General features: G+C 36.8%; 27 protein-coding genes. 20 read left to right on the forward strand and 7 right to left on the reverse strand.

Annotated features, from left to right (window positions below; all coding sequences use genetic code 11):
* The first annotated feature begins 24 nt into the window (after positions 1-24).
* Entirely contained in the window at positions 25-966 is a 942-nt protein-coding gene (locus BDD30_RS19270) for a pseudouridine-5'-phosphate glycosidase (RefSeq protein WP_015834497.1), read from the forward strand.
* 170 nt (positions 967-1136) lie between these two features.
* On the opposite strand, the gene BDD30_RS19275 is transcribed toward BDD30_RS19270, so the two are convergent.
* The 3 genes from BDD30_RS19275 to hcaR form a co-directional block, all read right to left on the reverse strand.
* The gene (locus BDD30_RS19275) at positions 1137-1919 is read right to left on the reverse strand and encodes a fumarylacetoacetate hydrolase family protein (RefSeq protein ID WP_015834496.1); all 783 of its coding nucleotides are present in this window, start codon (positions 1917-1919) and stop codon (positions 1137-1139) included.
* Between the two features lie 69 nt (positions 1920-1988).
* A complete protein-coding gene (locus BDD30_RS19280; protein WP_015834495.1) occupies positions 1989-2888 on the reverse strand; it encodes an alpha/beta fold hydrolase in 900 nt (299 codons plus the stop codon).
* Positions 2889-3003: 115 nt separating this feature from the next.
* Positions 3004-3882: a DNA-binding transcriptional regulator HcaR gene (gene hcaR / locus BDD30_RS19285; RefSeq protein WP_015834494.1), complete on the reverse strand. Its 879-nt coding sequence runs from the start codon at positions 3880-3882 to the stop codon at positions 3004-3006.
* 136 nt (positions 3883-4018) lie between these two features.
* Here hcaR and hcaE point away from each other — a divergent pair, with 136 nt between their 5' ends.
* The 15 genes from hcaE (at position 4019) to BDD30_RS19355 (ending at position 17889) form a co-directional block, all read left to right on the forward strand.
* Positions 4019-5380: a 3-phenylpropionate/cinnamic acid dioxygenase subunit alpha gene (hcaE, locus tag BDD30_RS19290; protein WP_015834493.1), complete on the forward strand. Its 1362-nt coding sequence runs from the start codon at positions 4019-4021 to the stop codon at positions 5378-5380.
* Positions 5377-5919: a 3-phenylpropionate/cinnamic acid dioxygenase subunit beta gene (hcaF, locus tag BDD30_RS19295; protein WP_015834492.1), complete on the forward strand. Its 543-nt coding sequence runs from the start codon at positions 5377-5379 to the stop codon at positions 5917-5919. Before hcaE ends, hcaF begins: the two co-directional genes overlap by 4 nt.
* Entirely contained in the window at positions 5919-6233 is a 315-nt protein-coding gene (gene hcaC, locus BDD30_RS19300; protein ID WP_015834491.1) for a 3-phenylpropionate/cinnamic acid dioxygenase ferredoxin subunit, read from the forward strand. The genes hcaF and hcaC overlap by 1 nt, the downstream gene beginning before the upstream one ends.
* Before the next feature lie 2 nt (positions 6234-6235).
* Positions 6236-7078: a 3-phenylpropionate-dihydrodiol/cinnamic acid-dihydrodiol dehydrogenase gene (hcaB, locus tag BDD30_RS19305; RefSeq protein ID WP_015834490.1), complete on the forward strand. Its 843-nt coding sequence runs from the start codon at positions 6236-6238 to the stop codon at positions 7076-7078.
* Positions 7068-8012: a 3-carboxyethylcatechol 2,3-dioxygenase gene (locus BDD30_RS19310; protein WP_015834489.1), complete on the forward strand. Its 945-nt coding sequence runs from the start codon at positions 7068-7070 to the stop codon at positions 8010-8012. The genes hcaB and BDD30_RS19310 overlap by 11 nt, the downstream gene beginning before the upstream one ends.
* 13 nt (positions 8013-8025) lie before the next feature.
* The gene (hcaD, locus tag BDD30_RS19315; RefSeq protein WP_015834488.1) at positions 8026-9195 is read left to right on the forward strand and encodes a phenylpropionate dioxygenase ferredoxin reductase subunit; all 1170 of its coding nucleotides are present in this window, start codon (positions 8026-8028) and stop codon (positions 9193-9195) included.
* A 674-nt stretch (positions 9196-9869) separates the two neighbouring features.
* On the forward strand, positions 9870-11648 hold the full coding sequence (locus tag BDD30_RS19320) for a hypothetical protein (RefSeq protein ID WP_015834487.1): 1779 nt from the start codon (positions 9870-9872) through the stop codon (positions 11646-11648).
* A gap of 1 nt (position 11649) precedes the next feature.
* Positions 11650-12414, forward strand: a complete 765-nt coding sequence (locus BDD30_RS19325) for an ATP-binding cassette domain-containing protein (RefSeq protein ID WP_015834486.1) — start codon at positions 11650-11652, stop codon at positions 12412-12414.
* Entirely contained in the window at positions 12404-12811 is a 408-nt protein-coding gene (locus BDD30_RS24370) for a hypothetical protein (protein WP_249039943.1), read from the forward strand. Before BDD30_RS19325 ends, BDD30_RS24370 begins: the two co-directional genes overlap by 11 nt.
* Before the next feature lie 12 nt (positions 12812-12823).
* Positions 12824-13156: an ABC-2 family transporter protein gene (locus tag BDD30_RS24375; protein WP_282958056.1), complete on the forward strand. Its 333-nt coding sequence runs from the start codon at positions 12824-12826 to the stop codon at positions 13154-13156.
* Positions 13149-13919, forward strand: a complete 771-nt coding sequence (locus tag BDD30_RS19335) for an ABC-2 family transporter protein (RefSeq protein WP_015834484.1) — start codon at positions 13149-13151, stop codon at positions 13917-13919. The genes BDD30_RS24375 and BDD30_RS19335 overlap by 8 nt, the downstream gene beginning before the upstream one ends.
* 9 nt (positions 13920-13928) lie before the next feature.
* Positions 13929-14528 (forward strand): NAD(P)H-dependent oxidoreductase, encoded by a 600-nt coding sequence (locus BDD30_RS19340; protein ID WP_015834483.1) that lies wholly within the window; start codon positions 13929-13931, stop codon positions 14526-14528.
* A gap of 45 nt (positions 14529-14573) precedes the next feature.
* Positions 14574-15170, forward strand: a complete 597-nt coding sequence (gene ribA / locus BDD30_RS19345; protein WP_015834482.1) for a GTP cyclohydrolase II — start codon at positions 14574-14576, stop codon at positions 15168-15170.
* Positions 15171-15182: 12 nt separating this feature from the next.
* Positions 15183-16868 (forward strand): WD40 repeat domain-containing protein, encoded by a 1686-nt coding sequence (locus tag BDD30_RS19350; RefSeq protein WP_015834481.1) that lies wholly within the window; start codon positions 15183-15185, stop codon positions 16866-16868.
* Entirely contained in the window at positions 16861-17889 is a 1029-nt protein-coding gene (locus tag BDD30_RS19355) for a formylglycine-generating enzyme family protein (RefSeq protein ID WP_015834480.1), read from the forward strand. Before BDD30_RS19350 ends, BDD30_RS19355 begins: the two co-directional genes overlap by 8 nt.
* 475 nt (positions 17890-18364) lie before the next feature.
* Here the strand turns inward: BDD30_RS19355 and BDD30_RS19365 are convergent, their stop codons facing one another.
* Both BDD30_RS19365 and BDD30_RS19370 read right to left on the reverse strand, forming a co-directional pair.
* Positions 18365-18655 (reverse strand): hypothetical protein, encoded by a 291-nt coding sequence (locus BDD30_RS19365; RefSeq protein ID WP_041381897.1) that lies wholly within the window; start codon positions 18653-18655, stop codon positions 18365-18367.
* Between the two features lie 287 nt (positions 18656-18942).
* Positions 18943-20553, reverse strand: coding sequence for an ABC transporter substrate-binding protein (locus BDD30_RS19370; protein WP_015834478.1), 1611 nt, complete (start codon positions 20551-20553; stop codon positions 18943-18945).
* 379 nt (positions 20554-20932) lie between these two features.
* Here BDD30_RS19370 and BDD30_RS19375 point away from each other — a divergent pair, with 379 nt between their 5' ends.
* Genes BDD30_RS19375 through BDD30_RS19385 form a run of 3 tightly spaced genes read left to right on the forward strand, consistent with a single transcriptional unit; the run spans position 20933 to position 22058 of the window.
* The gene (locus BDD30_RS19375) at positions 20933-21172 is read left to right on the forward strand and encodes a ribbon-helix-helix domain-containing protein (RefSeq protein ID WP_015834477.1); all 240 of its coding nucleotides are present in this window, start codon (positions 20933-20935) and stop codon (positions 21170-21172) included.
* The gene (locus BDD30_RS19380) at positions 21172-21318 is read left to right on the forward strand and encodes a PIN domain-containing protein (RefSeq protein ID WP_015834476.1); all 147 of its coding nucleotides are present in this window, start codon (positions 21172-21174) and stop codon (positions 21316-21318) included. Before BDD30_RS19375 ends, BDD30_RS19380 begins: the two co-directional genes overlap by 1 nt.
* A 50-nt stretch (positions 21319-21368) precedes the next feature.
* Positions 21369-22058 carry a hypothetical protein gene (locus tag BDD30_RS19385; RefSeq protein WP_041381896.1) on the forward strand — a complete coding sequence of 230 codons (690 nt, stop codon included), beginning with the start codon at positions 21369-21371 and terminating at the stop codon, positions 22056-22058.
* Between the two features lie 149 nt (positions 22059-22207).
* On the opposite strand, the gene BDD30_RS19390 is transcribed toward BDD30_RS19385, so the two are convergent.
* On the reverse strand, positions 22208-22831 hold the full coding sequence (locus tag BDD30_RS19390; protein WP_015834474.1) for an RES family NAD+ phosphorylase: 624 nt from the start codon (positions 22829-22831) through the stop codon (positions 22208-22210).
* 883 nt (positions 22832-23714) lie between these two features.
* Between BDD30_RS19390 and BDD30_RS19395 the strand changes: the two genes are divergently transcribed.
* Positions 23715-23960 carry a hypothetical protein gene (locus BDD30_RS19395; protein WP_041381894.1) on the forward strand — a complete coding sequence of 82 codons (246 nt, stop codon included), beginning with the start codon at positions 23715-23717 and terminating at the stop codon, positions 23958-23960.
* 82 nt (positions 23961-24042) lie between these two features.
* Here BDD30_RS19395 and BDD30_RS19400 read toward each other — a convergent pair whose 3' ends face one another.
* Positions 24043-25650, reverse strand: coding sequence for an ABC transporter substrate-binding protein (locus BDD30_RS19400; protein WP_015834473.1), 1608 nt, complete (start codon positions 25648-25650; stop codon positions 24043-24045).
* Positions 25651-25820 lie beyond the last annotated feature (170 nt).

Consider the following 25820-nt stretch of genomic DNA (forward strand, 5'->3'; position numbering starts at 1 on the left):
CAAGAAAATTAAAAGGTATATAGCATGAGTATCAGTTATAGCGTTCCACTTAAATTCAGCCTTGAGGTAAAAGAAGCACTTGAATCAGGAAAACCGGTTGTTGCTCTGGAATCCAATGTAATTACACATGGCCTGGATTATCCTGATAATGTTACAACAGCTAAGCGTGTTGAACAGGCTGTGCGTAAAAGTGGGGCAATACCCGCAACGATAGGAATAGATAATGGTGAATTTTTAATTGGGATGTCAGCTGAGCAAATTGAGAAATTTGCGACAGCATCTTACGTTCCAAAAGTCACGAGTCGAGATCTTCCGGTTGTGTTAGCGAGTGGTGGCATGGGGGCTACAACGGTGGCATCGTCGATGCTTGCAGCAGAAATAGCGGGTATTAAGTTCTTCTGTTCTGCGGGTATTGGTGGCGTACATCGGGGCGCGGAGACGAGTATGGATATATCAGCAGATTTGACTCAGTTAACGCGTTCCCGTGTTGCTGTAGTATGTGCTGGCGCAAAAAATATCCTCGATATTGGATTAACATTGGAGTTTTTGGAAACGTGGAATGTGCCAATTATCTCCTATCAATCGGATGATTTTCCTGCATTTTACTGTCGTTCCAGCGGATTCAAAAGTCCACAACGTCTTGATGAACTCGCTGTAATTGCCAAAGCTATTGAAATAAATTGGATGTTGCCGGGAGGAAAAGGGATATTAATTACGACGCCAACTAAGCCTGAGGATGCGATAGATAGTCAAAAGATTGATATGATTATACGAGAAGCGGTATTAGAGGCTAAAAGGAATAATATTGTTGGTAATTCGTTGACAAAGTATCTGATGAGAATGATTGACCGAGAAACCGATGGGGTCTCTGCGAAAGCAAATATGGCGGTATTAATTAATATCGCGGAAGTTGCTGGAAAGTTGGCGGTAGCCCACACCTGTTATGAAAATGGATGTCGGTCTTAAAATATCGCAGTCACTGAACCTACCGCCTCTTTTTGGGGTAGGTAATTTGAGTTTTTAATAGTCCACAGTTGGCGGTTAAGGCACTGAACTTGGGGGGATAAACGGTTTATCCCGATAAATGTTTGTCAGGAACAAACATATTTTCAGTGGGTGTTGGGTGACTCGCCTTGTCAGACGAAATTGACTCTAGCAGATCCCAAGCCTGATAAATTGATTTTCAACTGATCACCAGCATTAATTGGCACCATCGTAGCGAGAGAACCAGAGAGAATGATTTCTCCACGGAGCAAGGTCATATCCAACGTTCCTAGCATATTCGCTAGCCAGGCAACGGCGTTGGCTGGATGCCCCAGTGCAGAAGCACCAATACCGGTGTCAATCAATTTACCGTTTTTTTCCAGCGTCATTGTAATGGTAGCTAAATCAATTTCTGATGGCAGACGGGTTCCATCGCCAATGATAAATAAGCCTGATGAAGCATTATCAGCAACGGTGTCTGTGATTTTTATTTTCCAGTCACGGATTCGGGAATCGACAATTTCGATGCAAGGTACGACATAATCTGTCGCTTGCAGCACATCTGCAACCGTGATACCCGGGCCACGCAAATTACGTTTCAGGATAAAACCAATTTCACCTTCAGCTTTGGGGGCAATTAGTTGTTGCACGGATACAGTGGAATTATTTTCGCAATACATATCTGAGGTGAGAATACCAAAATCTGGCTGGTCTACTCCCAATAAATCCATAACCGCCTGACTAGTGATACCGATTTTTTTACCAATAATTCGCTCACCTGTTGTTTCCAGACGATGGGCAATAAATTTTTGCTGGATAAGATAAGCATCGTGTAATGTCAATTCTGGATAATTATCAGAAATGGGAGCGATAGCTTGATTATTCCGCCATGATTGAAACAGTTTTGCGCTGAGGTGGTTTATCACATTATTCATTGGTTGTTGCTCCAGGTCAGGCAATAGAAGTGACATTCCGCTTGGAATATCACTCGTTTGCAAGGGACGTTATTTATTGCCGTTTAGCAGAAAATTAATATGAATTTGGTTGAATGTGTCTGGATCTTCATATTGGGGCCAATGACCGCACTGCTCCATGACAACAAAACGGCTGTTTTTGATCAGTCTGGCAAGCCGTTGCCCTACAGAAACTGATGCTGTTGGATCATGGGTTGTCCATAATACCAGCGTTTCAGCTTGAATCTGCATCAGCTCATTTTCGGTCAGGAGATTACGTAAACGAGTATCCATATCTTGCAGGCACATGATGCTTTCCATTGCGGACAACATATCTGGCTGACGATAAATAGCAAAACGGGATTCAACCAGGTCCTCTGTCACGATATCAGGATCTTCCATCAGGAACTCAAGGCGCTTGCGGGTAGCTTCCCGATCTGGGTTTTTAACTGCATTCAAGCTCAGAGTACGCAAGCGCTCCATCACATTTGGATCAGCAATCATACCGCCCGCGGTGTTCAACACCAGACGGTGAATATATTGCGGATATTTTGCCGCGAATCGGGCTGCAATCCATCCCCCTAGAGACTCACCAGAAAGATGAATTTTCTTCAGATTTAATGTTTCGATAAGATCCCGCAAGTGTTCTATATAATCGTCAATTTCATAGGCACGGGCGGGTTTATCCGTGAAACCATGCCCCAACATATCAATTGCCAGTACACGGAAGTGGGTGGCATGGGGCAAGATATTGCGCATATAGGCTTCAAGATGGCCGGCAATACCATGCAGGAAAATCAGAGTAGGACCATTGCCAGCTTCAAGAACACGAGTTCTTATCCCTTTTACATCAATATAGTGCAGATGAACTTCACCGCTAGCAATTGCAGACCAAAGAGAACGAAACTCAGGTTGTACTGGTTTATGTTGAAGATTAGTCGATATTGACACGTGATATCTCCTTTACTTTCTTTGGGTTAATTCATTATTAATATAACGGTGGATAGGGATATTCACTAATACTTAATATGTCTGGCATGAAATGTGAAAACGATAACTCTTATATTTATAAATATTTACTCTCAACAACATTTATTAAATGTGCTAATAATTCTGACTTGTTGTCTTTTCGCCATGCCATTATTAGCTCTATTGTGGGTGAAGATCCTGATAATGGCCGACAGACAACAGCATCCGTCATAATACTCGTGATATAGAATGGTACTATTGCACATCCTAAATTCATACTGACCATATTTAAAATGAGTAATAGATTATTAGCTGTTTGAATAGTATTAGGGACAACATTATGTTCAGCGAAATAACTTTCTATAATCTGTTGTAATATACCGGAATGTATCGGATCAGTGGCAATAAAGTTTTCACCATGTAAGTCATTGACTGAAATTTTTTCACAGTATCTGAGTCTATGATTAGCTGGCATCAGAACAACCAGGGGTTCATTAAGAATAACTTTAAAATCAATATAATCACTCTCTATTGGTGGACGCATAAAAGCGACATCAATATCACCTTGTAATAATTTTTCTTCTTGCCCTGGATGAAATAAACTAATGAGCTCTACTTTTGATCCAGGATGAGAAAAACGAAATGTTGGAATAACTTCAGGTAATACTTTAACTTCGGCTGATGGTACAAATCCAATAGTTAGCACAATTTGTTCTTCGGCGGCTTTGCGTGCCATTTTTTTAGCTTTCTCTGCGTTATCAAGAATGATTCTGGCTTGTTGTAGGAAAACTTCTCCAGATTTGGTTAAAGAAACTCGGCGTTTGTTCCTTTCTAATAAGGTAGATCCAATATAATCTTCTAAATCTTTTATTTGCTGACTTAACGAAGGCTGAGCAGTATGTAATTTTTTCGCAGCTTTAGTAAAGTTTAATTCTTCTGCCACTGCAATAAAGTAGCGTAAGTGCCTTAATTCCATTGCCGTTTCCTCATATATCGAAAAAAAGTCTTAAATTAAACAAACAATGTATTTCACAAATTATTAATCTATTAATAGCATTCATTTTGCAAGTTGGCAAAAAGTCAACCTTTCTTTTACATGAGGATAAAATAATATGACATTGAGCAAAAATTCAGATATCTACCGCCTGATTGATGCCCGAGCTGGTCGTGTAACTCCTCAGATTTATATCGATCCTGAACTCTATCAATTAGAACTTGAAAGAATATTTGGTCGTTGTTGGCTATTTTTGGCTCACCAGAGTCAAATCCCGCGTCCGGGCGACTTTTTTAATACTTATATGGGAGAGGACAGTGTTGTCGTTGTCCGCCAGAAAGATGGTTCTGTTAAAGCTTTTCTAAATCAATGTCGTCACCGTTCTATGCGGGTTTGTTACGCAGATAGTGGTAATACTCGCGCGTTTACTTGTCCTTATCATGGCTGGGCTTACGGTGTTGATGGGCGATTAGTTGATGTTCCGTTGGAAACACGTGCTTATCCTCATGGGCTTTGTAAAGAGAAATGGAGCCTTCAGGAAGTGCCATGTGTGGAAAGTTATAAAGGGTTAATTTTCGGTAATTGGGATACCACTGCACCGTCCTTGATTGATTATCTCGGTGATATGGCTTGGTATCTTGATGGTGTACTGGATCGCCGAGAGGGAGGAACAGAAGTTATTGGCGGTGTACAAAAATGGCTCATCAACTGTAACTGGAAATTCCCGGCTGAGCAGTTTGCAGGTGATCAGTACCATGCTTTATATAGTCATGCCTCTGCTGTACAGGTTTTAGGGGTAAAAGATAGTGACGATGAAAAAGCATTGGGTGCGGGTCAGACTGCCCGGCCAGTTTGGGAAACGGCAAAAGATGCGGTGCAATTTGCTCAAAATGGACACGGTTGTGGATTTTTCTTGACAGAAAAACCGGATGCCAACGTTTGGGTTGATGGTGCTGTTGCCCATTATTACCGTGAAACCTATACCGAAGTAGAGCAACGTTTGGGGAAAGTCCGGGCATTGCGTCTTGCGGGTCATAACAATATTTTCCCGACACTTTCCTGGCTAAACGGTACTGCGACTATGCGGGTTTGGCATCCACGTGGGCCAGACCAAGTGGAGGTCTGGGCATTTTGCATTGCAGATAAAGCAGCTTCTCCGGAGGTAAAACAGGCGTTTGAAAACAGTACGACTCGTGCATTTGGTCCGTCAGGTTTTCTGGAACAAGATGATTCAGAAAATTGGGTGGAAATCCAGAAGGTACTCAGAGGCTACAAAGCGCGTAACAGCTCGTTGTGTCTGGAAATGGGACTGGGACGAGAAAGAGTACGGGGTGATGGAATTCCAGGTGTGACCAACGATGTTTTTTCTGAAACTGTAGCCCGCGGCATGTATCAACGTTGGGCTGACTTACTCACCAGTGAAACCTGGGATGAGATAGAACAAAAGAGTCAAGTTTATCGGCGGGAGTTGGTTAAATGAAAGAACTTATCATCAATAAAGAAAAGCGGGTAACGTCAGAGCTGCATTATGAAATAAGCCAGTTTCTGTATTACGAAGCAGCTTTACTGGATGAATGGCAATTTCGTGACTGGCTTGAGCTGTTATCGGAAGATCTCAGCTATACCATGCGCACTATTGTTAATGCACAAACCCGTGATCGCCGCAAAAGCATCCAACCACCAACGACTTGGTTATTTAACGACAATAAATTTCAGCTTGAACGTCGAATTGCCCGGTTGGAAACCGGTATGGCATGGGCCGAAGAACCGCCGTCCCGCACTCGCCATTTAATAACAAATCTGGTGATTACTGAAACTGATTCGCCTGACCAATTTCATGTTCAGTCCAATTATCTGCTGTACCGTTCGCAAAAAGAGAGAGACGAAGCTTTTTATGTCGGTAAGCGGCTGGATTGTGTTCGCCGTAATTTGGAAACCGGTAACTGGTTGATTTGCCAGCGTGAAATTACCTTGGACCAGGCGGTTTTAACTTTCCATAACTTGAGTGTCTTATTCTGATGAGCCAGTTATTTGTATGTACTATTGAAGAACTGCCTAATAGAGAAGCGCGTAAGGTTGAATACACACCCGATATTGCACTTTTTCACTGTGACGGTGAGTTCTATGCTGTTGATGATCGGTGCAGTCATGGTAATGCCTCTATATCCGAAGGATATTTGGAAGACAATGCGACAGTTGAGTGTCCACTGCATACGGCCAGCTTTTGTCTCAAAACTGGGAAGGCGCTTTGCCTTCCCGCTACAGAACCATTGAAAACGTATCCTGTTGTTGTTGAGGATGGAAAAATCTATATCACAGTACCGGAGGGGTAATAATGAGTTGGCTTGAAGATCAGGTCATTTTACTAACTGGCGGCGGTTCCGGTTTGGGATTGGCTTTGGTGGAGCGTTTTATCGCTGAAGGTGCCAAAGTTGGCATACTGGAATTATCTGTGGAGAAAGCGGCTGCCTTGGTTCATTGCTTTGGTAAAGATGTTTGCGTTATTCAAGGTAATGTCGTCTCTTTTGCAGATAACGAGCGGGCAGTAACTGAAACTGTCCGATGTTTTGGCAAGCTAGATTGCTTTGTTGGTAATGCTGGTATTTGGGATCACAAAATTAACTTGCTTGATGCATCAGCAGAACAGATTGATAAAGGGTTTGATGAGCTGATGGCTGTTAATTTGAAAGGGTACATTTTAGGTGCTAAAGCTGCATTGCCGGCCCTGACCGCATCAGAAGGCAGCATGATTTTTACGCTGTCAGGTTCATCATGGTTTTCTGGTGGAGGTGGAGTGCTGTATACCGCCAGCAAGCATGGTGCAGTCGGGATGATCCGCCAGCTAGCTTACGAACTGGCACCGGTTATCAGAGTTAATGGTGTTGCGCCTTGTGGTATGCCAAGTGATCTCCGAGGCCCTGCAGCATTATCCCAACAAGATCAATCTGTTATAGACAGCTTGCCACCGGAAATCATCGGTACGATTTTACCTTTGCAATTCACACCTCAGCCGGAAGATTTCACCGGCCCATATGTCATGCTTGCTTCTCGTGCAAACAATCGCACCTTAACCGGTGTCATGATAACCGCTGATGCAGGGTTAAGTATCCGTGGGATTCGCCAGGTCACAGCGGGAGTGATGCCACCAAATAAGAAGAGGAATTCAGATGACTGTTAAATTAATTTGTGCCTCACACACACCTTTGATGGATTTTTGTTCTCCTGCTGAAAAGACAGAAAAGCATGTTCGGCAGGTTTTCCAGCAACTGGCTGAACAGGTGAAAGAATATGATCCACAGTTGATTGTGATTTTTGCGCCTGACCATTTTAATGGCTTCTTCTATGATCTTATGCCGGCATTTTGTGTTGGGGTGAGGGCGAACGCGGTGGGAGATTGGGATATTGGTAAAGGACCGCTAAACGTTCCTGAGAACACCGCGAAAGAATTAATTTCTGCTTTATATAACGCAGGAATTGATGTTGCTCAATCCTGGCGGATGCAGGTGGATCACGGTTTTACCCAGCCATTGATGCTGCTTTGTCAGGATTTACAGCGTTATCCAACCATCCCAATATTTATTAACTGTGCAGCCAAGCCATTACCTGGGTGTCATCGTGCGGTTGCATTAGGCCGTGCAGTTGGTCAATTTTTATCTACTACAGATCAGCGGGTATTGTTGTTGGGTTCTGGTGGTTTATCACATGATCCACCGATACAACAAATTGGACAGGCTGCCTCACCGCAAATTGAGGAATTCTTGATAGCAGGCAGAAATCCAACAAAAGAGGCGCGTCAGAAACGGCAAAATCGAGTGATTGCCGTTGGAGAAGCGTTGGTTCGTGGCGAAAATGTTGCTGTTCCATTGAATCCTCAATGGGATGACGAATTGCTAAATATTTTTTGTCGTGGAGATATACAGCGTCTTGCTTCATTAACGGATGAAGCAATTGCCATTCAGGGCGGTAAAGGAGGACAGGAGATTCGTTGTTGGATTGCGGCTTTTGCCGCACTTTCTGTTTATGGCGAATATCGAGCACAACGGCATTATTACCAACCTATTCGGGAGTGGTTGGCAGGAATGGCAATGGTCAGCGCTCAACCTGTGGCTTAAATAGGAGCGTAATATGCGAAGTCAGACTTTTATTATTGTCGGGGCAGGGCAAGCGGGGGCGATGGCTGCCGCAACCTTGCGACAGCAACAGTTTGATGGCGATATTATTTTAATTGGTAAAGAATATCATGCACCTTATGAACGGCCTACCTTATCAAAAGAGTATTTGACGCAATCGGAAACGGAACCTAAGTATCTGTTCTCTGAAGAATTTTATCTAAATAACCGGATAGATTTGCGTATGGGTCAGCCGGTCAGTCGTATTATTCCATCGGAATATTGTGTGGTTATGGAAAATGGCGACAAACTCAGATATGACAAACTCCTGCTTACCATGGGTGCGAGGGCCAGACGGTTTCCGTTACTTGATCAGCTCGGTAAGAATGTTTATACCCTGAGAACACTGGATGATGCGCAACGTTTACGCCAGGCGGTGAAAGAAGGTAAACGGGTTTTGATTGTTGGTGGTGGTGTTATTGGTTTGGAACTGGCGGCGACTTCCTGTGAACTGGGTGCCAGCGTGACCGTTATCGAGCAGGCTGATAACGTCATGGGACGTTGTGCCCCTCCGTTATTGCAGAATTACCTTTTGAATCGTCATCAAGAAAAAGGGGTTCAATTCTTCCTGGATACCAAAATTGTTTCTGCACAAAAGCGGGGTGATGAATTGGTTCTGAAGTTGAGCACGGGAGAAACGGTGATTGGGGATATCATTATTTATGGTATTGGCGCTGAATTCAGGGATAAACTCGCGGTTGATGCTGGTTTGGCTACCCATGGTGGTATCGTCATTGATGAGCATTGCCGGACCTCTGAGCCGGATATTTTTGCCGCCGGAGATGTTTGCCTTCAGCGAGAACCACTGACAGGTGAGCTTCAGCGTCGCGAAACCTGGGAAAATGCTAACCGCCAGGCGACGATTGCCGCGCATGCCATGATGGAACTGGAACCCCCACAACCAGGCGCTCCGTGGTTCTGGACCGATCAGTGGGGCATTAACATCCAGATGATTGGTAATATGCAGGCTGAAAAGTGGCATATCAAAGGGGATTTGCAGTCAGATAAAGCCATTTTGATTGGTACCGAAAATGAAATATTAGTCGGTGCTGTTGCCATTAATCAAGGAAGAGAAATGCGGAATTTACGGAAATTACTGGCTAATTCAATGACAGGTTCGTTTTAAAAGAATAAGTAATGGTAATTGACGGGTGATAGTTGTTTTATTATCGAATTCGGTGACTATTTTGGTAGTCACCGATACTTTATTTACTTCAACGACATTTTATTAAGATGCCCTTATCTGTGATGCAGTTCAAATTTTTTGTTTTTCTTCATTTAACAAACATATTTTATAACTAATTTTAGTTATCAACTTTGCACAATTTAGTTGTATTTTAGGGATAAAATTCTTTAATTATAAAATTAACAATATAAATATTATTTTTATTGTTGATTTTAGATATAAAATTTAGTTTCCTATGTAAATATTATCATCGAATAATTCTTTGCTTTGCAATTATTTTTAATATAAATCAATTGGTTAGTTTGATATTAAGATTAATTTAGATGGTGGTGTCTGATTTTTTCTATATTGTGTGGCATGTATTGAGTATTAAAAAACAAATTGACAACAAATATTATTTTTAATATAAATTATGTAACGGATAATAATGTTATGTTATCCCGTGCTTTATAAATAAACTTATCTAAATTGGAGATGAAATATGAAAATGCAAAAGCAAGTACGTAATACTGTTCCTCGTCCTTTAAAATCGCACAGCGATAAGTAATATTTAGAAATGTGAAGGCTGTTATAGCCTTCGCATTAAAATAATAAAAATGATATGGATATGAAAAATGAAACATTATCATGCAACAAAGGTATTTTGTGACAAAATACTCGCAGGAACAAAAACTGGAGAAATAGTACTTTTTAATTTTAGCGATTTAGATTGTTTAGATGAAAAAAAAGTATCTAATGGAACTATTGTGGCAATAGATATAAAGAATGGAGTTTTTGCGGCTTTATCACAAAATTATGATGTAATTATAGGTGAAGTTTTATCTGAAAAGATAAAAATAAATGGTGTATTCAATGGTCTGAATAATATAGTTGAAGATGGATATGAGGTTTCTAGAGGTGAAAGCCAAGGGATATCCCTTAATTCTGATGGAACAAAGGTTGCTTTCAGATCTCCTAATTCAACATGTATGATAGCTGATTTATCAGACAAAAAAAACATAATATCAAATTTCAGATTTGACGTATTATATGATATTGTTACGTTATGTTGGACAGAGAATGATAATATTCTGGTTGGTTTTGGTAATGGGATTGTTGGGAAAATAAATATTAAAGATGGTTCTACAAGAACTATTAAATTAGATAATATCAACGAATCTGTACACTGGTTTGAAAAAGTGAATGATTCCGAATATATTGTAGCAACAGATGCTAGATGTGTTGTGCGATTAGATGAGCATAATTTAGATTATAAAATTGGGCCGAAGTTTGCCAATGATGATTTTGAACATGTAACATATGATTATATAAATAAAGTTGCTTATGGGACATCGTTTGATAGGAAAGTATATAGAATTGATGTTGAAAGTCTAGAGAAAATTGAAGTAGTTTACGAGGCTAGATTTAAAATAAGGTGGTCAGATATAATATATAAAGATAATATTCCATATTTGATATTGCAGATTAGAGATGGAAGTATAGTTAAATTCAATTTATCAACAAAAAAGGTTGAAAAATTAAGGAAAGAAACGCCATCCGCTTTTTGGACATATGTAAATTATTTGGGTAAGGATCTATTCTTTGGGGAGGATGGTGGTTATTCATTTACATCTGATAACAAAAAAGAGCTATTTGACTATAGGGTAAAAAAGGAATACGAGGGATATTATATAAAACGAGCTATTTCGGACGAAAATTTATTAGTGTTAGGTGGAACTAATGGTAAGGTCATGATTAAAAATCATGATGATGATTTTAAAATAATTAATATTGAATCTCCTGTTCGTGATTTATGTTTTGGTTTTAATAGTATATATGTTGCTTCGGAATCAGGATGTGTATACAAAATAGAAGGAGATAATGTTAGGGTTGTATATAAAAGCAAGTCTGAGCCAGTATGGTCTATATCATTTAATTTTGATTTATGTATGTTAGCCATTGGAGAGAGAATTGGAAGTGTAAAAATACTTGATAGTTTAAATGGATATCATGCAGTAGCATATACAGACAGTAGAATCCCTAAAAGAATGAAGTGGATTGATAAAAATAAATTAGCAGTAGTTAACTCCAGTAATATAGACTTAATTACATATGATGCAAAAGATAAGTCATGGGAGCATGTATCCGAGTTTTATAAAGGTGGTTTAAATACCATTGAAGATTTCATTACTTATAATGATAGCATTATTATAGGAATAAGTTACAGTCGCTATATTTTAAGTTGGCACTTAGAAACGGGTGAAATATTAGGTAAGTTATTTTGGGATCAAGATTATGCGAAAGGAATAATGAATATAGATAAAGAAAATTTTATTGTTTATGGTAGGAATAGTAAAATAAAAGAATATATCATGCATGATAATGACATATTACTTACAAAAATAGTGAATTAAAATGATAAAAATCACTGATTTATGTTTTAGTTATAAAAGTAGAGAAATAAAAAAAAATATTTTCAAAAATATATTTTCATTAAATGAAATCGAAGTGGTTTTATTTGAAAATACAAATATTGAAATATTTGACGATAGCAAGATTATCGGATTACTGGGGAAGAATGGCGCTGGAAAAACAACTTTAATAAAACTAATTTCGGGTATTTTAACTCCAAATTCTGGAAATATTACTGTTTTTGGTATTGATTCGAATGGAAGATCTCTTAATTTTTTATCTAATCTTGGTATCGTTTTTGGTAATAAATCAATGCTCTGGGAGGAGTTATCTCTCTATGAAAATATTGAGCTTTTTTCTAAGATATATAAACGTAATTATGATAAGAATAGCATTGAGAATATGATAGAAATGTTGAACCTTAGAAGTGTAGCAAAAAAACCTGCAAAAACATGTTCTTTAGGTCAATCTGTAAAATCTAACCTATTAATACACTTTCTTAATAGACCAAAATTACTGATATTGGATGAACCAACAATTGGATTAGATATAGAATCGCAAATTCTATTACGCAATATCTTAAAAGATTATGCAGAAAATAATGAAAGTAAAATACTAATTACCTCACATAATATGATAGATATTGCGGATATTTGCAAAGATATTATTTTCTTGAAGGATAGTGAAATATCAAAAATAAATCTAAATAAAAATAATTCGAAAGAAAAGAATGCACTATATCTAGAGGGGCTTTTCTGTGATAGTTAAATTTTCTTTTATTGAAACCATTAGGGCGAAGAATATAATATTTGGTTACTTATTTATAATTGTAACATTATATGCGGTTGAGCTGTCTTTTTGGGATACCATGACAAAATCAAATGGTTTTGTTAACTATACGCATGATGAGATAATAGTTTATATATTGTGGTCTGTTATTATATTTCAATTAACAAGTATTACTGGATTTCCAGAAAATTTATCATTCCATATTGAAGATGGAAGTATAGATAAACTAATTATAATGCCAAAATCAATACTATTATATTATTCAGAATATGCTTTTGGGCAAATGTTAGCTAGATTGTTTATAATGTCTCCATTAATTCTATTTATAATTATATACCAAAAGGATATTCCTAATTTTATATATCTATTTATTTAGTTATGTATAGGATTGTTTATCAACTTGTACTTAACAATGACATTGTCATGTATGGCATTCAAATTTAGAGGTTCGTACTCTTTTATAATTATTAAGGATACTTTGTCATGGGTCCTTTCAGGTGCGTTAATACCATTAGATGTGTTTGGTGATTCTTTAAAATCAATATTTAATTATATTCCATTTCAATATATTACCTATGTTCCAGTTAAAATTGCAACAAATTCAATATCTATTTATTTTATATTTAATGGATTCTTAGTCATGGTGTGTTTAATGATGATTTTTAACTTTACTTGGAATTATATGTTAAAATACAATCAAGGGTATAATAGTAATGTTTAGAATTATATTTATTGGTTTTAAGAATGGATTGTCAGAAGCAAAAAAAAGCCCATTAAATTTTTGGTTATCCGCTCTTGTTAATTTTAGTTACTATATAGCACAAGCCTTTTTTTGGTATGCTATTTTAAATTCACAATCTTCAGGTTATATTTTATCTGATAATTTCATTATTATATTTTTTACTACGGTATGTTTGGTCGATAATTTTTATCTTTTTTTATTTGGCAGAGGAAGCTTCTTGCTGGTTAAAAAAGTCAAGTCATTAAAGTTAGAGCCTCATTTAACGTTACCTATAAATACTCAATTTTTATATGTGACTACAAATATTGCATTTGAGCATTGTTTGTTGTCATTCTTATCTTTAGTATTATTTTTTGCTGTACATATTTACTTTGGTACTAATATTTTGTTGGTTTTTTTACATTTTATAATGGCATTAGAAGGAGTCTTAATACTTACTTCAATTACATGGATCATAAGAACAACAATATTTTGGACAGCTTCATTAGTGAGTATTAAGAACTCAAATCCTTGTTTTAAAGTATTGGTGAGACCTGAACAATCTTTTCATGGTGTAATTCGTTTCATTTTAATGTTCATACTTCCGTGTTTGTTTATAACTGGTGTTCCAGCTTCAGTAGCGAGTGGAATAATGAGTGTGAAATGGTTTTTTATTCAAACTCTGGTCACACTGATTTTAATTTTTATAGCGAAATTGGTTTTTGATATTGGTGTTAAAAGGTATTCAAAATATATAACGTGAGGAAACATAATGAAATTGGGAATTATTTCAGGAAGCCATAGAGCGTATTCTAATTCAGGGAAAGTTGGTGATTTATTAGATTCACTTGAAATAACTAAAAAAACATTTAAACATACTGAGCATTTCCATCTGGGAAATTTAGATATACCAATATGGGATGAGTCGATTTGGAATGAAGTAAAAGATCCTAAATGGCATGAATGGAGTTTAATATCACAGTCTTTGATGAATGCTGATGCGTTTATTATTGTAGTTCCTGAATGGGGAGGGATGGTTCCACCAAAACTAAAAAATTTACTTTTATTATGCAGTAATGATGAATTAGCGCATAAGCCAGCATTGCTAGTGTCAATATCATCTGGAAATGGAGGTGCTTTTTGTATTTCTGAATTAAGATCATCTGGGTATAAAAATAATAAAATCTGTTTTATACCTGAACATTTGGTGTTGCGTAATATAGAAAAAGAAGACGATATAAATATACCTTCACAATTATCAAACAGAATGGAATATTGTATAAAGGTATTGCATGGATATGCTTATTATCTAAAAGAGTTTAGAGATAAATATCCTATAAATTTACGTTGTTTTAAATATGGCATGTCCTAATAGATTTATATGTACTTTCTGTAATGTCAATATAAATATTTTAATATGAATAATATATCAGTTAGAAATAGTACTTTTATACCGTTGAAGTTTATTAACAATGAATCTGAATTTATATCGTTTAATGGATTTATCCTGGATAAAGAGCATTTAGCTATACGTATAGGAAAATGGTCAGAGAAACACATACCTTTGGTTAGGATTCATTCTGAGTGTATGACAGGGGATATATTTCATTCTCTTTTATGTGACTGTGGTGAGCAGTTAAATGAATCTCTAAAAGAAATTGATATTCATGGAGGAATTTTAATTTATTTACGTCAGGAAGGGCGCGGAATTGGATTATATAATAAGATAGATGCATATAAGTTACAGCACAATGGATTAGATACATACCAAGCTAATCAAGCCCTTGGTTTTTTAGATGACTATCGTGATTTTTCTCTCGCGGCTAAAATGTTACTAGCCATGAATATTTCAAAAATTCGTTTGATAACGAATAATCCAGATAAAATACATCAACTTACTCAGAATGGAATTGAAATATATGAAGTTATTAATACTAAGACATTCTTAAATGAAAAAAATAAAAACTATTTGACCGCTAAAAAAATAAAAACCTCTCATGCTCTTGAACTATAAAGGATATATTCTATGTATAAACATGCCTCTCCTATTAGTGGTGTTACCACTTATGGTAATAAATTTGTTTTAAGTGCAGGGTATGATAATAAAGTCATTTTATGGGATGCTTATAATAAGAAACCAATTAGACGAGTATATCATGACCATTTAGTAAATCAGTGCACTTGCAGCCCATGTGGTAATTATATGGCAACCGTAAGTAGTGATTATACTTGTCGTATTTGGCTATTACCAGATATGACATTATATGGAATTATCAATTCGCATACTGATGATGTGGAATCAGTATCATTTCATCCAAATAAAGATATTGTTGCAACATGTTCTAGAGATAAAACGATTATTGTTTCTGATTATAAAGGGAATATCATAGCTCATTTAAAAGGGCATGTAGAGGACATAATCTCTGTGGAATGGAATTCATCTGGAAACTTAATAAGCTCCAGCGATGATGGTACAATCCGGATTTGGGATGTAGATTATCAGAAAGAAATAGAATGTATAGATCTTGATAATATAGAAACTGATACTATTTCTATCACCCCTGATGGGGTTATTTATGCTGGAAATGACAATGGAGAAATCATAACTATAATTAATGGTAAATTAAAAATAACACCTGCACATGAAGCAGGTATTAAGCGTCTGGTTTATGACTCCTCTCAAAAAATTATGGTAAGCTTGAGTTATGATAGAAAAATGAAACTTTGGAAAGAAAAAGATAATAATCTTGAAAGTTATCATATAGCCGAACTTCCTCCAATTGTTTGGCCAAGATCTTGTGCATTTCTTGATAGTGATAATTTAGTTTTTGCGTCATTTGGTGATAGTTATGTTCAATATACTATTTCTACTCAATTATGGCATCAAGATCATGTTAGACCGACATATGGTTTCAATGCTGTATACGTTTCAGGTAGAGATATTTGGAGTGTTGGTGATGCTGGTATAGTTTTCTGTAATAATAGGCCATTTGCCGAAATGGGAAGTCTGTGTAACTTTATTATTGAATTTGAAAACGTACTTATTACCGGTGGGCAAATGGGAAAAATATTTAATGCTCGTACTGGTGATATTATATATGAACACCATTCCCCTCTAAATTGTGCTGCTGTTTCATGGGAAGATAATCAGTTTTGTCTTATTGGTACATACACTGGAGAAGGTATTGTTTTAAGAAAAATAGCGGGTGATATTGTTGTTGATAATATAATTTCATTACATAAAAATGCAATAAAAGGAGTTTTTATATCTGAGAAATTTGTTTTTTCTGTATGTGCCAATGCAGCAGCTGCATTACATAACATTGAGGATTTTTCATGTTACGCATATATTCCTAAAGCTCATGAAAAGATTGTCAATGGATGTGATGGCAGTAAAGAAGGGTTGTTTGTAAGTGTTAGTCGAGATTTAACCCTCAGAATTTGGAGAAATGAAAATTATGAAATAATAAAAACACCAAGTTCTCATTCAATAAAATGTGTAGCGTTTGATGCTAAAAATAATCATATATCTATAGGGAATTATACTGGATGGATTGGTGTATATGATTTAAATGAAAAAAAATGGATTCTGTGGGAAAAACGTTCATTTTCTGGTATATCAAGTATAAAACACATAAAGGGAAATTTTATTTACTCAACATATGATGGAATGAGTGAATTTGTTTTTAATGATGGGTTAAAATATGATTAAAAAGGAATTAAGCCTAACTGGTATTAAAACTCAACATATAAATATTGAGGGTAAAGATATTAATTCTTTAACCATGAAAGAAGCGATGGGTTTGCCTGATAAAACAAACCAAACTTTAATGGGGGAGTTATTTAAAGTATATGATGAGTATTCAAAACTAGATAGTTGTACTTTACAATCCATCGTTAGAGATTTTAATGAATTTTTTTCTCATAGATATGTGGCTGGTAATTTACTTGCTATTAGAGGAGATTCTAGAATTTCTACATTTGAACCTGATATCATCGTTATTCCTGGCGGAAAAGTATGTCTGGGTTTATCTCCTGATAATGTGGACAAAACTGTTTCAATGTATTCTCAATATGGAGTATTAAAAGAATGGATTTTAAAGGAAATACCTTCTTATGAAATTACTCTTAGTTCTTTTGGTTTGGCCAGATATTGCGTAACCAACTATGAATATTATCTATTTTTATGTGAAACTGGCTATCAAGAGATTCCTGATAGTTGGGCATGGGGCATGTATCCTCATCAACGTTCTAATTATCCAGTTTATTCTGTATCTTATGAAGCTGCGATGTCTTATGCACTTTGGCTAAGTAAAAAGACAGGTAGGAATTTTCATATTCCTAGTGAAGCTCAATGGGAATATGCAGCTACAGGAGGAGATGGCCGAGAGTTTCCGTGGGGAAATGAGTTTCTGCCAGACCATTGTAATAGTATTGAAAGTGGTATTGTTGATGCCACTCCAGTAGGTATATTTCCTTCAGGAATGGGGCCTTTCGGTCATTTAGATTTAGCTGGAAATGTTGAAGAGTATACTTCTGATAGTTATCTACCTTATCAGTCAGGTACTGCCGTATGTGATGATTTGATGCTTACTGAAGGTAGGCACTATAAAGTTGCCCGAGGAGGCAGTTTTACCCGATTTCGTGATCTATGTAGAACAAGAAGACGACATGGAAGATATCATTCTCCTTTGTATATCATGGGATTCAGGCTTGCGGAAAGTTTAGTTTGATAGATATGCATGAGTGGTTTTATTATTAAATTCGGTGACCGTTTAGATGGTCACCGATAATAGACACATGGGATCATTTATAATCTTACTATACTCAATCAAGGAGATGAACTATCTTACAAGTAAAGGTTTTATCACAAACCCATTTTCTGTCACTCGATTTTCTCCGACAATAATCTGAGTGTCAGGTAAAATGAAATATGAATATATGATTTTTATCCTTCTGACTGACATGATATAACCCCGCGAATCTTCGAGAACCCAAGAATCTTTATAACCTCCTGAAACAATAGTAAAATAATCATCGGACACGGGGAGCCGTGCGTAATCAGTACTCCAGTAGTTAATTGCAACTTCGATCGTGTCACATTTCGTATTGTTGGTAACGTGAATCATGCCCATATTACAACTCCCTTCATTAAGATTTGATTTGTTAAGATGCCGTCTCGGACTAATAACATTAAATAGAAATGAATTAGCTTACAAGTAAAGGACTTATCACATACCCATTTTCTGTAACTCGATTTTCTCCAACAATAATTTTGGTGTCAGGTAAAATGAAATATGAAAATGTAATTCCTAGCCTTTTGACTGACATAATATAACCGCGCCAATCGTCAACAAACCAAGAAGCTCTAAAATGTTCAGGCGTGATATTAAAATAATCGTCAGACACTGTGAATCGCGCGTTATCAGTACTCCAGTAGTTAATTGAAACTTCAATTGTGTCATCTTTCATATTGTTGGTAACGTGAATAATGCCCATATTACAACCCCTCACTATTTCAATCTGATTTTATTAAGATTTGACTTATTAGGATGCTGTTTTGGACTAACAATATTAAGTGTAGATGAGAAATTTATATTTAATCTGATATTCTTTATCGTTTTCATTTCATAAAATAACTTATCACTATAATTAATATTCTGAATGAATTATCAGAGTGGTTTTTAATTTAAACTATCGGATAATTTATTACGGTTTGAAACTAGTTAAATTTTTCCAAACCGTAATGTTTATTTAAATGCTATAGCAGTTTCAGTATTGCTCGATTAGTGTTTAATAACATAAAGATCTTTCGATGATACAAAACCAAGTGGGCTGATATAATATCCACCAATATAAGGTTTTACCAGTCTGGCACTAACATAGTGGTAAATAGGAATTGCGGGAACATCTCTTGCCAAAATGTCTTCTGCTTGCTGAATATATGTTGGATCATTGGTTGCCTTGGCTTTCTGAATCAGGTCATCGTAAATATCATTACTATATAATGAGGTATTATTAGAGCTATTGGTAACAAAATTATTTAGAAACGATGCTGGATGATCATAATCAGCCATCCATGCATGTCTTACCACATCAAAATTACCTTGATGCATTGTATCTAACATGGTTTTCCATTCTTGATTTAGTAAAATGGCATCCACCCCTAGATTTTTTTTCCACATTGAAGACACTGCAATAGCAATTCTCTTATGATCTTCGGATGTATTATAAAGAAGATTAAATTTCAATGGGTTATTTCTATTATAACCGGCTTCGTTCAATAGCTGCCGGGCTTGTTTAATTTTTTTCGGTAGTGTCCATGATGCGTAATCAGGTTGTTTTAAATTTATCCCACTTGTATTTGGCGGGGTATGATTATAAGCCGCTTTTTGACCTTGCCCTAATACCTTATTTGCTATGATATCTTTATCTAAAGCTAAATTTAATGCTTGTCTGACTCTAATATCATTAAAAGGCGCTTTCTGGGTATTAAACCCATAATAGTAAACACCTAATGTAGGTGAAATATGAACCTGATTACCTAATTTGGTTTTTAAGGATTCAAATAAAACTGATGGAATGCTTTTTGTTATATCTACTTCCCCAGATAAATAGCGACTTACGGCTGCTGTTGTTGATGTTATTGCAAGATAAGTGACTTTATTAATAACGGTATGTTCATTATCCCAATATTGTTGATTCCTGATGCCAACTATTTTTTCATTGACAATCCATTCCGATAATTTAAATGGTCCGCTGCCGACAAATACGTTTGGTTGAGTCCATTTCTCACCATATTTTTCAACAGCTTTTTGGTTAATTGGCACCATAACCGGATGGGACAACATCTGTAAGAAATAGGATAACGGTTGTTCTAAGGTCACTTCTACAGTTAAGTTATCCAATGCTTTTACACCTAATTCTTCGGTTTTTCTCTTTCCTGCAAGAATATCTTTAGCATTGACTATATGCATATTTTCAATATAACTGCCATATGGAGATGTCATTTGTGGATCAATTAATCTCCGCCAACTAAAAACCACATCATGCGCAGTAATCGGTGAACCATCAGACCACTTTATTCCTTCTTTGAGATGAAATAACCATATTTTATTATCTTTAGTTTCCCAACTGGCGGCTAAATTAGGACTTAATTTTCCATCACGATCTATACTAATTAATCCACTAAAAAAATCATTAATGATATCAAACTCAACATCACTTTCGACTTTATGGACATCAAGAGAAGCGGGTTCTGAACCATTATTACGGACAATTTCTTGATTAATTGCCAGTTGTGTACCTGGTGGAATAATTGCTGCATGAGATAATGTCAAACTCCCAATTATTATTCCGGTGAATAAAGATATATTTCTTATCGCCTTTTTCATCATGATTTCTCCAATAAGCTCACATTTTTTAGAATTGATATTGCAAATTGAGCAATACCTGATATTCGCTTTTCTGTAAATGACTCTGTCTAGGTAAGTGAACAGGAATAATTATAGATAAATGTTTAAGAACGATTTTTTGTATTTTTAAGTGATAAGTTAATTGTTTGATAATTAAGGATTTTGTCTTTTTTGCTATCGCAATCTGCAATATTTATTTTTATTTCAGATGTTATTTTCCTGCTGTTGTTAAGTATTAAAGAATATTTACTCGTGTAAAGGGGAATTTATAAGTGAGTGCTATCGATTAGTTAATAGGTAAGATTTTGCGTTTCATCTATTACTGGCGTATAAACACATAGATAAGAAAAAGGAAGATATTATGAATAGCGTTCGTTGGAATGTTGCTGTCTCTGCCGATACTGATCAATTACTTCGTATGTTTTTGGCTAGCCAAGGGGGAGGTAAAAAGGGGGATTTATCCCGTTTTATAGAAGAGGCGGTGCGGTCACACATATTGGAACTGACCGCAGAACAGGTTAAAGTTTCTAACGCTGATATAAGCGAAATGTATCTAACTTCAATGGTCGATGAGGCTTTAGACTGGGCGCGTAGACGCTGATGAAAGTTGTTCTTGATACTAATATTTTGTTCAGTGCCTTGATTTCACCACATGGTGTACCAGATGTGATTTATCGTGCTTGGCGTGCGGCACGTTTCGAAGTGGTGACCTCAAAGTTACAGGTAGATAAGATTTGCATTGGTTAACGATTGTATGTATATTTTTTGTATCGTCAGTCGTTAACATGAGGTGCATTATGCAAGTTTTACACAGGAGAACTAGGCTTGATAATAACGCGGCGGTTTCTCATCACGAGTATGATGATGCTGATGCAGCGGCTGATCGCCTTGAGAATATCGTTAAAGAATTGGCAAATAATATCCGTAGTAAGGGTAATGCTGGTATCAAGCGTCAGTTAGCGCTGCCGGATAACCAGTTTCTCGTTAGCATGTTGTTTCAGGCTATGCCGGCGTGGGCGCTGTCTGAGCTGACGCCAGAAAAGAGAAGGCTACTCAACCGTGTACGTAGTCGCGCGCGCTTTTTTGACAATGTACGTGATAATGGTGGAGTGTTAAGTTCTGCTGAAGTAGCAAAGCTGTTGGGTGTCAGCAAGGTAACGGTTAAAAAGAAAAAGGACACCGGTAAATTATTGGCCCTTGAACATGATGGTGAGTTCATCTATCCCGCTTTTCAGTTCTCAGATGATGAAAGTAAGAGTGAAAAAGGTGTGCTGAAAGGAATGGCGGAGATTCTGCCTCACCTTAGCCGTTTCAGCGGCGTGATGCAGTACGGCTTTTTCGCGCAGAAACGTAACGTGTTGGATTATCGCCTGCCAGCGGATCAAGAATTTACTATTATCGACATACTGCGAGAAGGTATTGCGGATGATAAACTTCAGGCAATTATTCGCTTAGCTAAGCTATTTGGTACTCAAGACGCAGCATAATAAAAGGAAGGGTAATTTGTTGTTTATACCCAATAGATTCAAATTGCAGCGCGGCGGCAAGTAAACGCATCCCCAGAAGCATAGATAACGATGTGACTGGGATGCGTGAAAGCAACTGACAAAGTAGCAACTTATAGCTACCCTATCTGTCATATTACTGGAATATCTAGGTCGTTCACTAGAATGTCTTCGGCTATTTCCCCTTCGTATTCAAAATCTCTAAGCACTTTTAACTCTGCGGTGCGTATCACGCCTTTACCTGACGGATCGTTATGCCAAAGTACTATGCAAGGTTCGAGAGTGACATTAGACATGTAAGATAGCCCGTTTGCATGTGGTAACAGCTGTGCGGCAAGCTTCTGGGTATCCCGGTAGTCTACTCCGGTTAGTTGATGGGCGGTTACGTGCATTTTTGGCGCAAGCCGGGTAATGTCCACAACGCGCAAGTCCTTTTCTGTCACCAGTGTAGCCATATGATATTCGTCTAGTTCTCGGTCTGTAATAGCCGGCAGGTTTTGAAATACCTCCTTCATCGATGTTCTCGGTGAGTTGGCTAAATACAAGCTGCCATTGGAACCGTTTGTTAACCCGTATCGGGAGTGTTCTCCATTGTGATTAAAGAACACGCCACTGCCTCCATGTTCACCCTCTTGCAGTCGGTAAAAAACCGTGCCGGCTGAAATGATGATGATGCTTTGCGTGATTTTATCGATGGTGAGTGTATTGATCTTCTTTATTACCGAATCGGGCTGTTCACCAGATTTTGTTACCATTGAACACTCCTTTATTCCTACCTGTTTCAGCTATCAGCTGCCTTCGGCCTGGTTACTACCAGAGTGTATTACAGACAAAAAATCGCACAAGAGGGAGAGGTACATGTTTTGATCAATAAAGTGAAATATGAGACTTAACCCGCCTTAGGTGGTGTAATGACAACCTGAATTTACATTGACTACAACCCTGCGTGAAAGGGGGAAAAGATATATACCCAATAGATTTCAAGTTGCAGCGCGGCGGCAAGTGAACGAATCCCCAGGAGCATAGATAACTATGTGACTGGGGTGAGTGAAAGCAGCCAACAAAGCAGCAACTTGAAGGATGAAGGGTATAGTGATTGTGTTTAATAACATCAGTAGATTTTTCGACGATGTAAAATAAGATTGGTATATATAATCTCAATCGATATCAAAATGACCTCGATATATTGTAATTAATGTTATCTTTTTCTTGATTCTGTAAAATAATATCCACACTTAGATGCCTCCCTATTTAATCTATGGCGGAGACATTATTAATAATAAAATGGAATAATAAAACAGTTATCAAGATTTATATCGATGATTGATTTATTACATAATTATACTATTGTTTAATTAGCAGGATAGGTTTGTTTTCTGCAAATATAGAGATTACATCAACCAACTGCAAATTAATGTATTTTTCTATGTCATTAATTTGTTATGTCATCAAAAAATTAATAATAATGAGTAATATACCCTATGGATTTCAAGATGCATCGCGGCGACAAGGGAGCGAATCCCCGGGAGCATAGATAACTATGTGACTGGGGTGAGTGAGTGCAGCCAACAAAGAGGCAACTTGAAAGATGACGGGTATAAACAACTGTATTCCACATGAATACTATAGGGTAAGATTATGCCGCGTGTGAAAATTCCGATAAGATATGCTTCAAGTCCGATAATGATTCGGGCATGGATGGAGAAGTGGGGAAAGAAATCTGGAGTAAATTGGGGTGTAGATTGGAGTCAGGTTGATTATAGAGGGCAAGAAATTATAATCCCTTTTAATGGTGGAAATGTCGATCAACTAAATAAAGTAATTAAAGAAGATATGTGTTCTTTTGATAATACTATTGCAGAGTTTGAATTTGTATTTGATTAATAAATCGTTATTTAAAAGGGAAGTCGATCACTGACTTCCCTTTTATTGCTAATGATTATTAAAATACTACGGCAATATCACACTAGTGCTTAATAACATAAAGATCTTTCGATGACATAAAGCCGAGTGGACTCAGATAATACCCGCCAATATAAGGTTTCACCAGTCGGGCACCAACATAATAAAAAACAGGAATAGCAGGGACGTCTTTTGCCAGAATATTTTCTGCTTGCTGGAAATATTTCTGATCATTTGTTGCTTTGGCTTTTTGTATCAAATCATCATAAATTTCATTGCTGTATAAAAATGTATTATTGGAACTATTAGTAACAAAATTATTGAGAAATGATGCTGGATTGTTGTAATCAGCAATCCGTGCATATCTCACCATATCGAAACTACCTTGACGTATTACATCTAACATTGTTTTTCGTTCTTGATTCTGTAAAACAATATCTATACCCAGATTTTTCTTCCACATTGACGTTGCTGCAATGGCAATTCTTTTATGCTCTTCTGAGGTATTATAAAGCAGGTTAAATTTCAATGGATTGTTGCTATTATACCCGGCTTCATTCAATAATTGTCTGGCTTTTTCAACCCTTGCTTGTTGTGTCCATGATGCATAATCAGGCGGCGCTAAATTCATTCCGCCGGTATTAGGTGGGGTATGGTTATAAGCAGGTTCTTGACCTTGCCCTAAAACTTTATTCGCTATGATGGTTTTATCTAAAGCTAGATTTAATGCTTGTCTGACTCTAACATCATTAAAAGGCGCTTTTTTATTATTAAGATCGTAATAGTAAACACCTAATCCGGGTGTAATGTGAACCTGATCGCCTAATTTTTCTTTTAAAGATTTAAATAAAACTGAAGGGATACTCTTTGTTATATCGATTTCTCCTGCCAGATAACGATTAATATCTGATGTTTCTGATGCTATGGGAAGATAGGTGACTTTATTAATGACGGTATGGGTATTGTCCCAATATTGCTGATTTCTGACGCCGACTACCTTTTCATTGACCACCCATTCAGCCAGTTTAAATGGGCCACTACTGACAAATACATCGGGATGAGTCCATTTCTCGCCATATTTTTCAACCGCTTTTTGGCTAATTGGTACCATAATAGGATATGCTAACATCTGTAAAAAATAGGATACTGGTTGTTCTAACGTCACTTCTACTGTCAGATTGTTCAGTGCTTTTACCCCTAATTCATGGGGTTTTTTCTTGCCAGAGAGAATATCTTTGGCGTTGACTATATGCATATTTCCAATATAGCTACCATACGGAGATGCCATTTCCGGGTCAGCTAAACGTCGCCAACTAAATACCACATCATGCGCAGTGATCGGTGAACCATCAGACCACTTTATTCCTTCTCTTAGATGGAATAGCCATACTTTATTATCTTTGTTTTCCCAACGAGCCGCTAAATCAGGGGTTAACTTGCCATCACGATCGATACTGACTAATCCACTAAAGAAATCGTTAATAATATTAAACTCAACATCATTTTCGACTTTATGGACGTCAAGAGATGCAGGCTCTGAACCATTATTACGCACGATATCCTGCTTAACAGCCAGTTGTGTACCCGGTGGAATAATCGCTGCGTGAGATAATGTTAAGTTGCTAACTATAATGCCTGTGAGTAAGTATATATTCTTTATTGTTTTCACCATCGTTTGTTCTCCAAGAGGCTCTCATTTTTAGGTATTTATTTCAGGAAAATCAATTGGTTGATAAGTTAGATTAAAGTTATATTATTCTATTGAATATCCTATTTTAAATGTGATAGATATAACTAGAATGAAGTATTAGTAGGAAATGTATAGCGAAGCCTCATCAATAT

This window comes from Photorhabdus asymbiotica (assembly GCF_003634575.1).
Taxonomy (GTDB): Bacteria; Pseudomonadota; Gammaproteobacteria; order Enterobacterales; family Enterobacteriaceae; genus Photorhabdus; species Photorhabdus asymbiotica.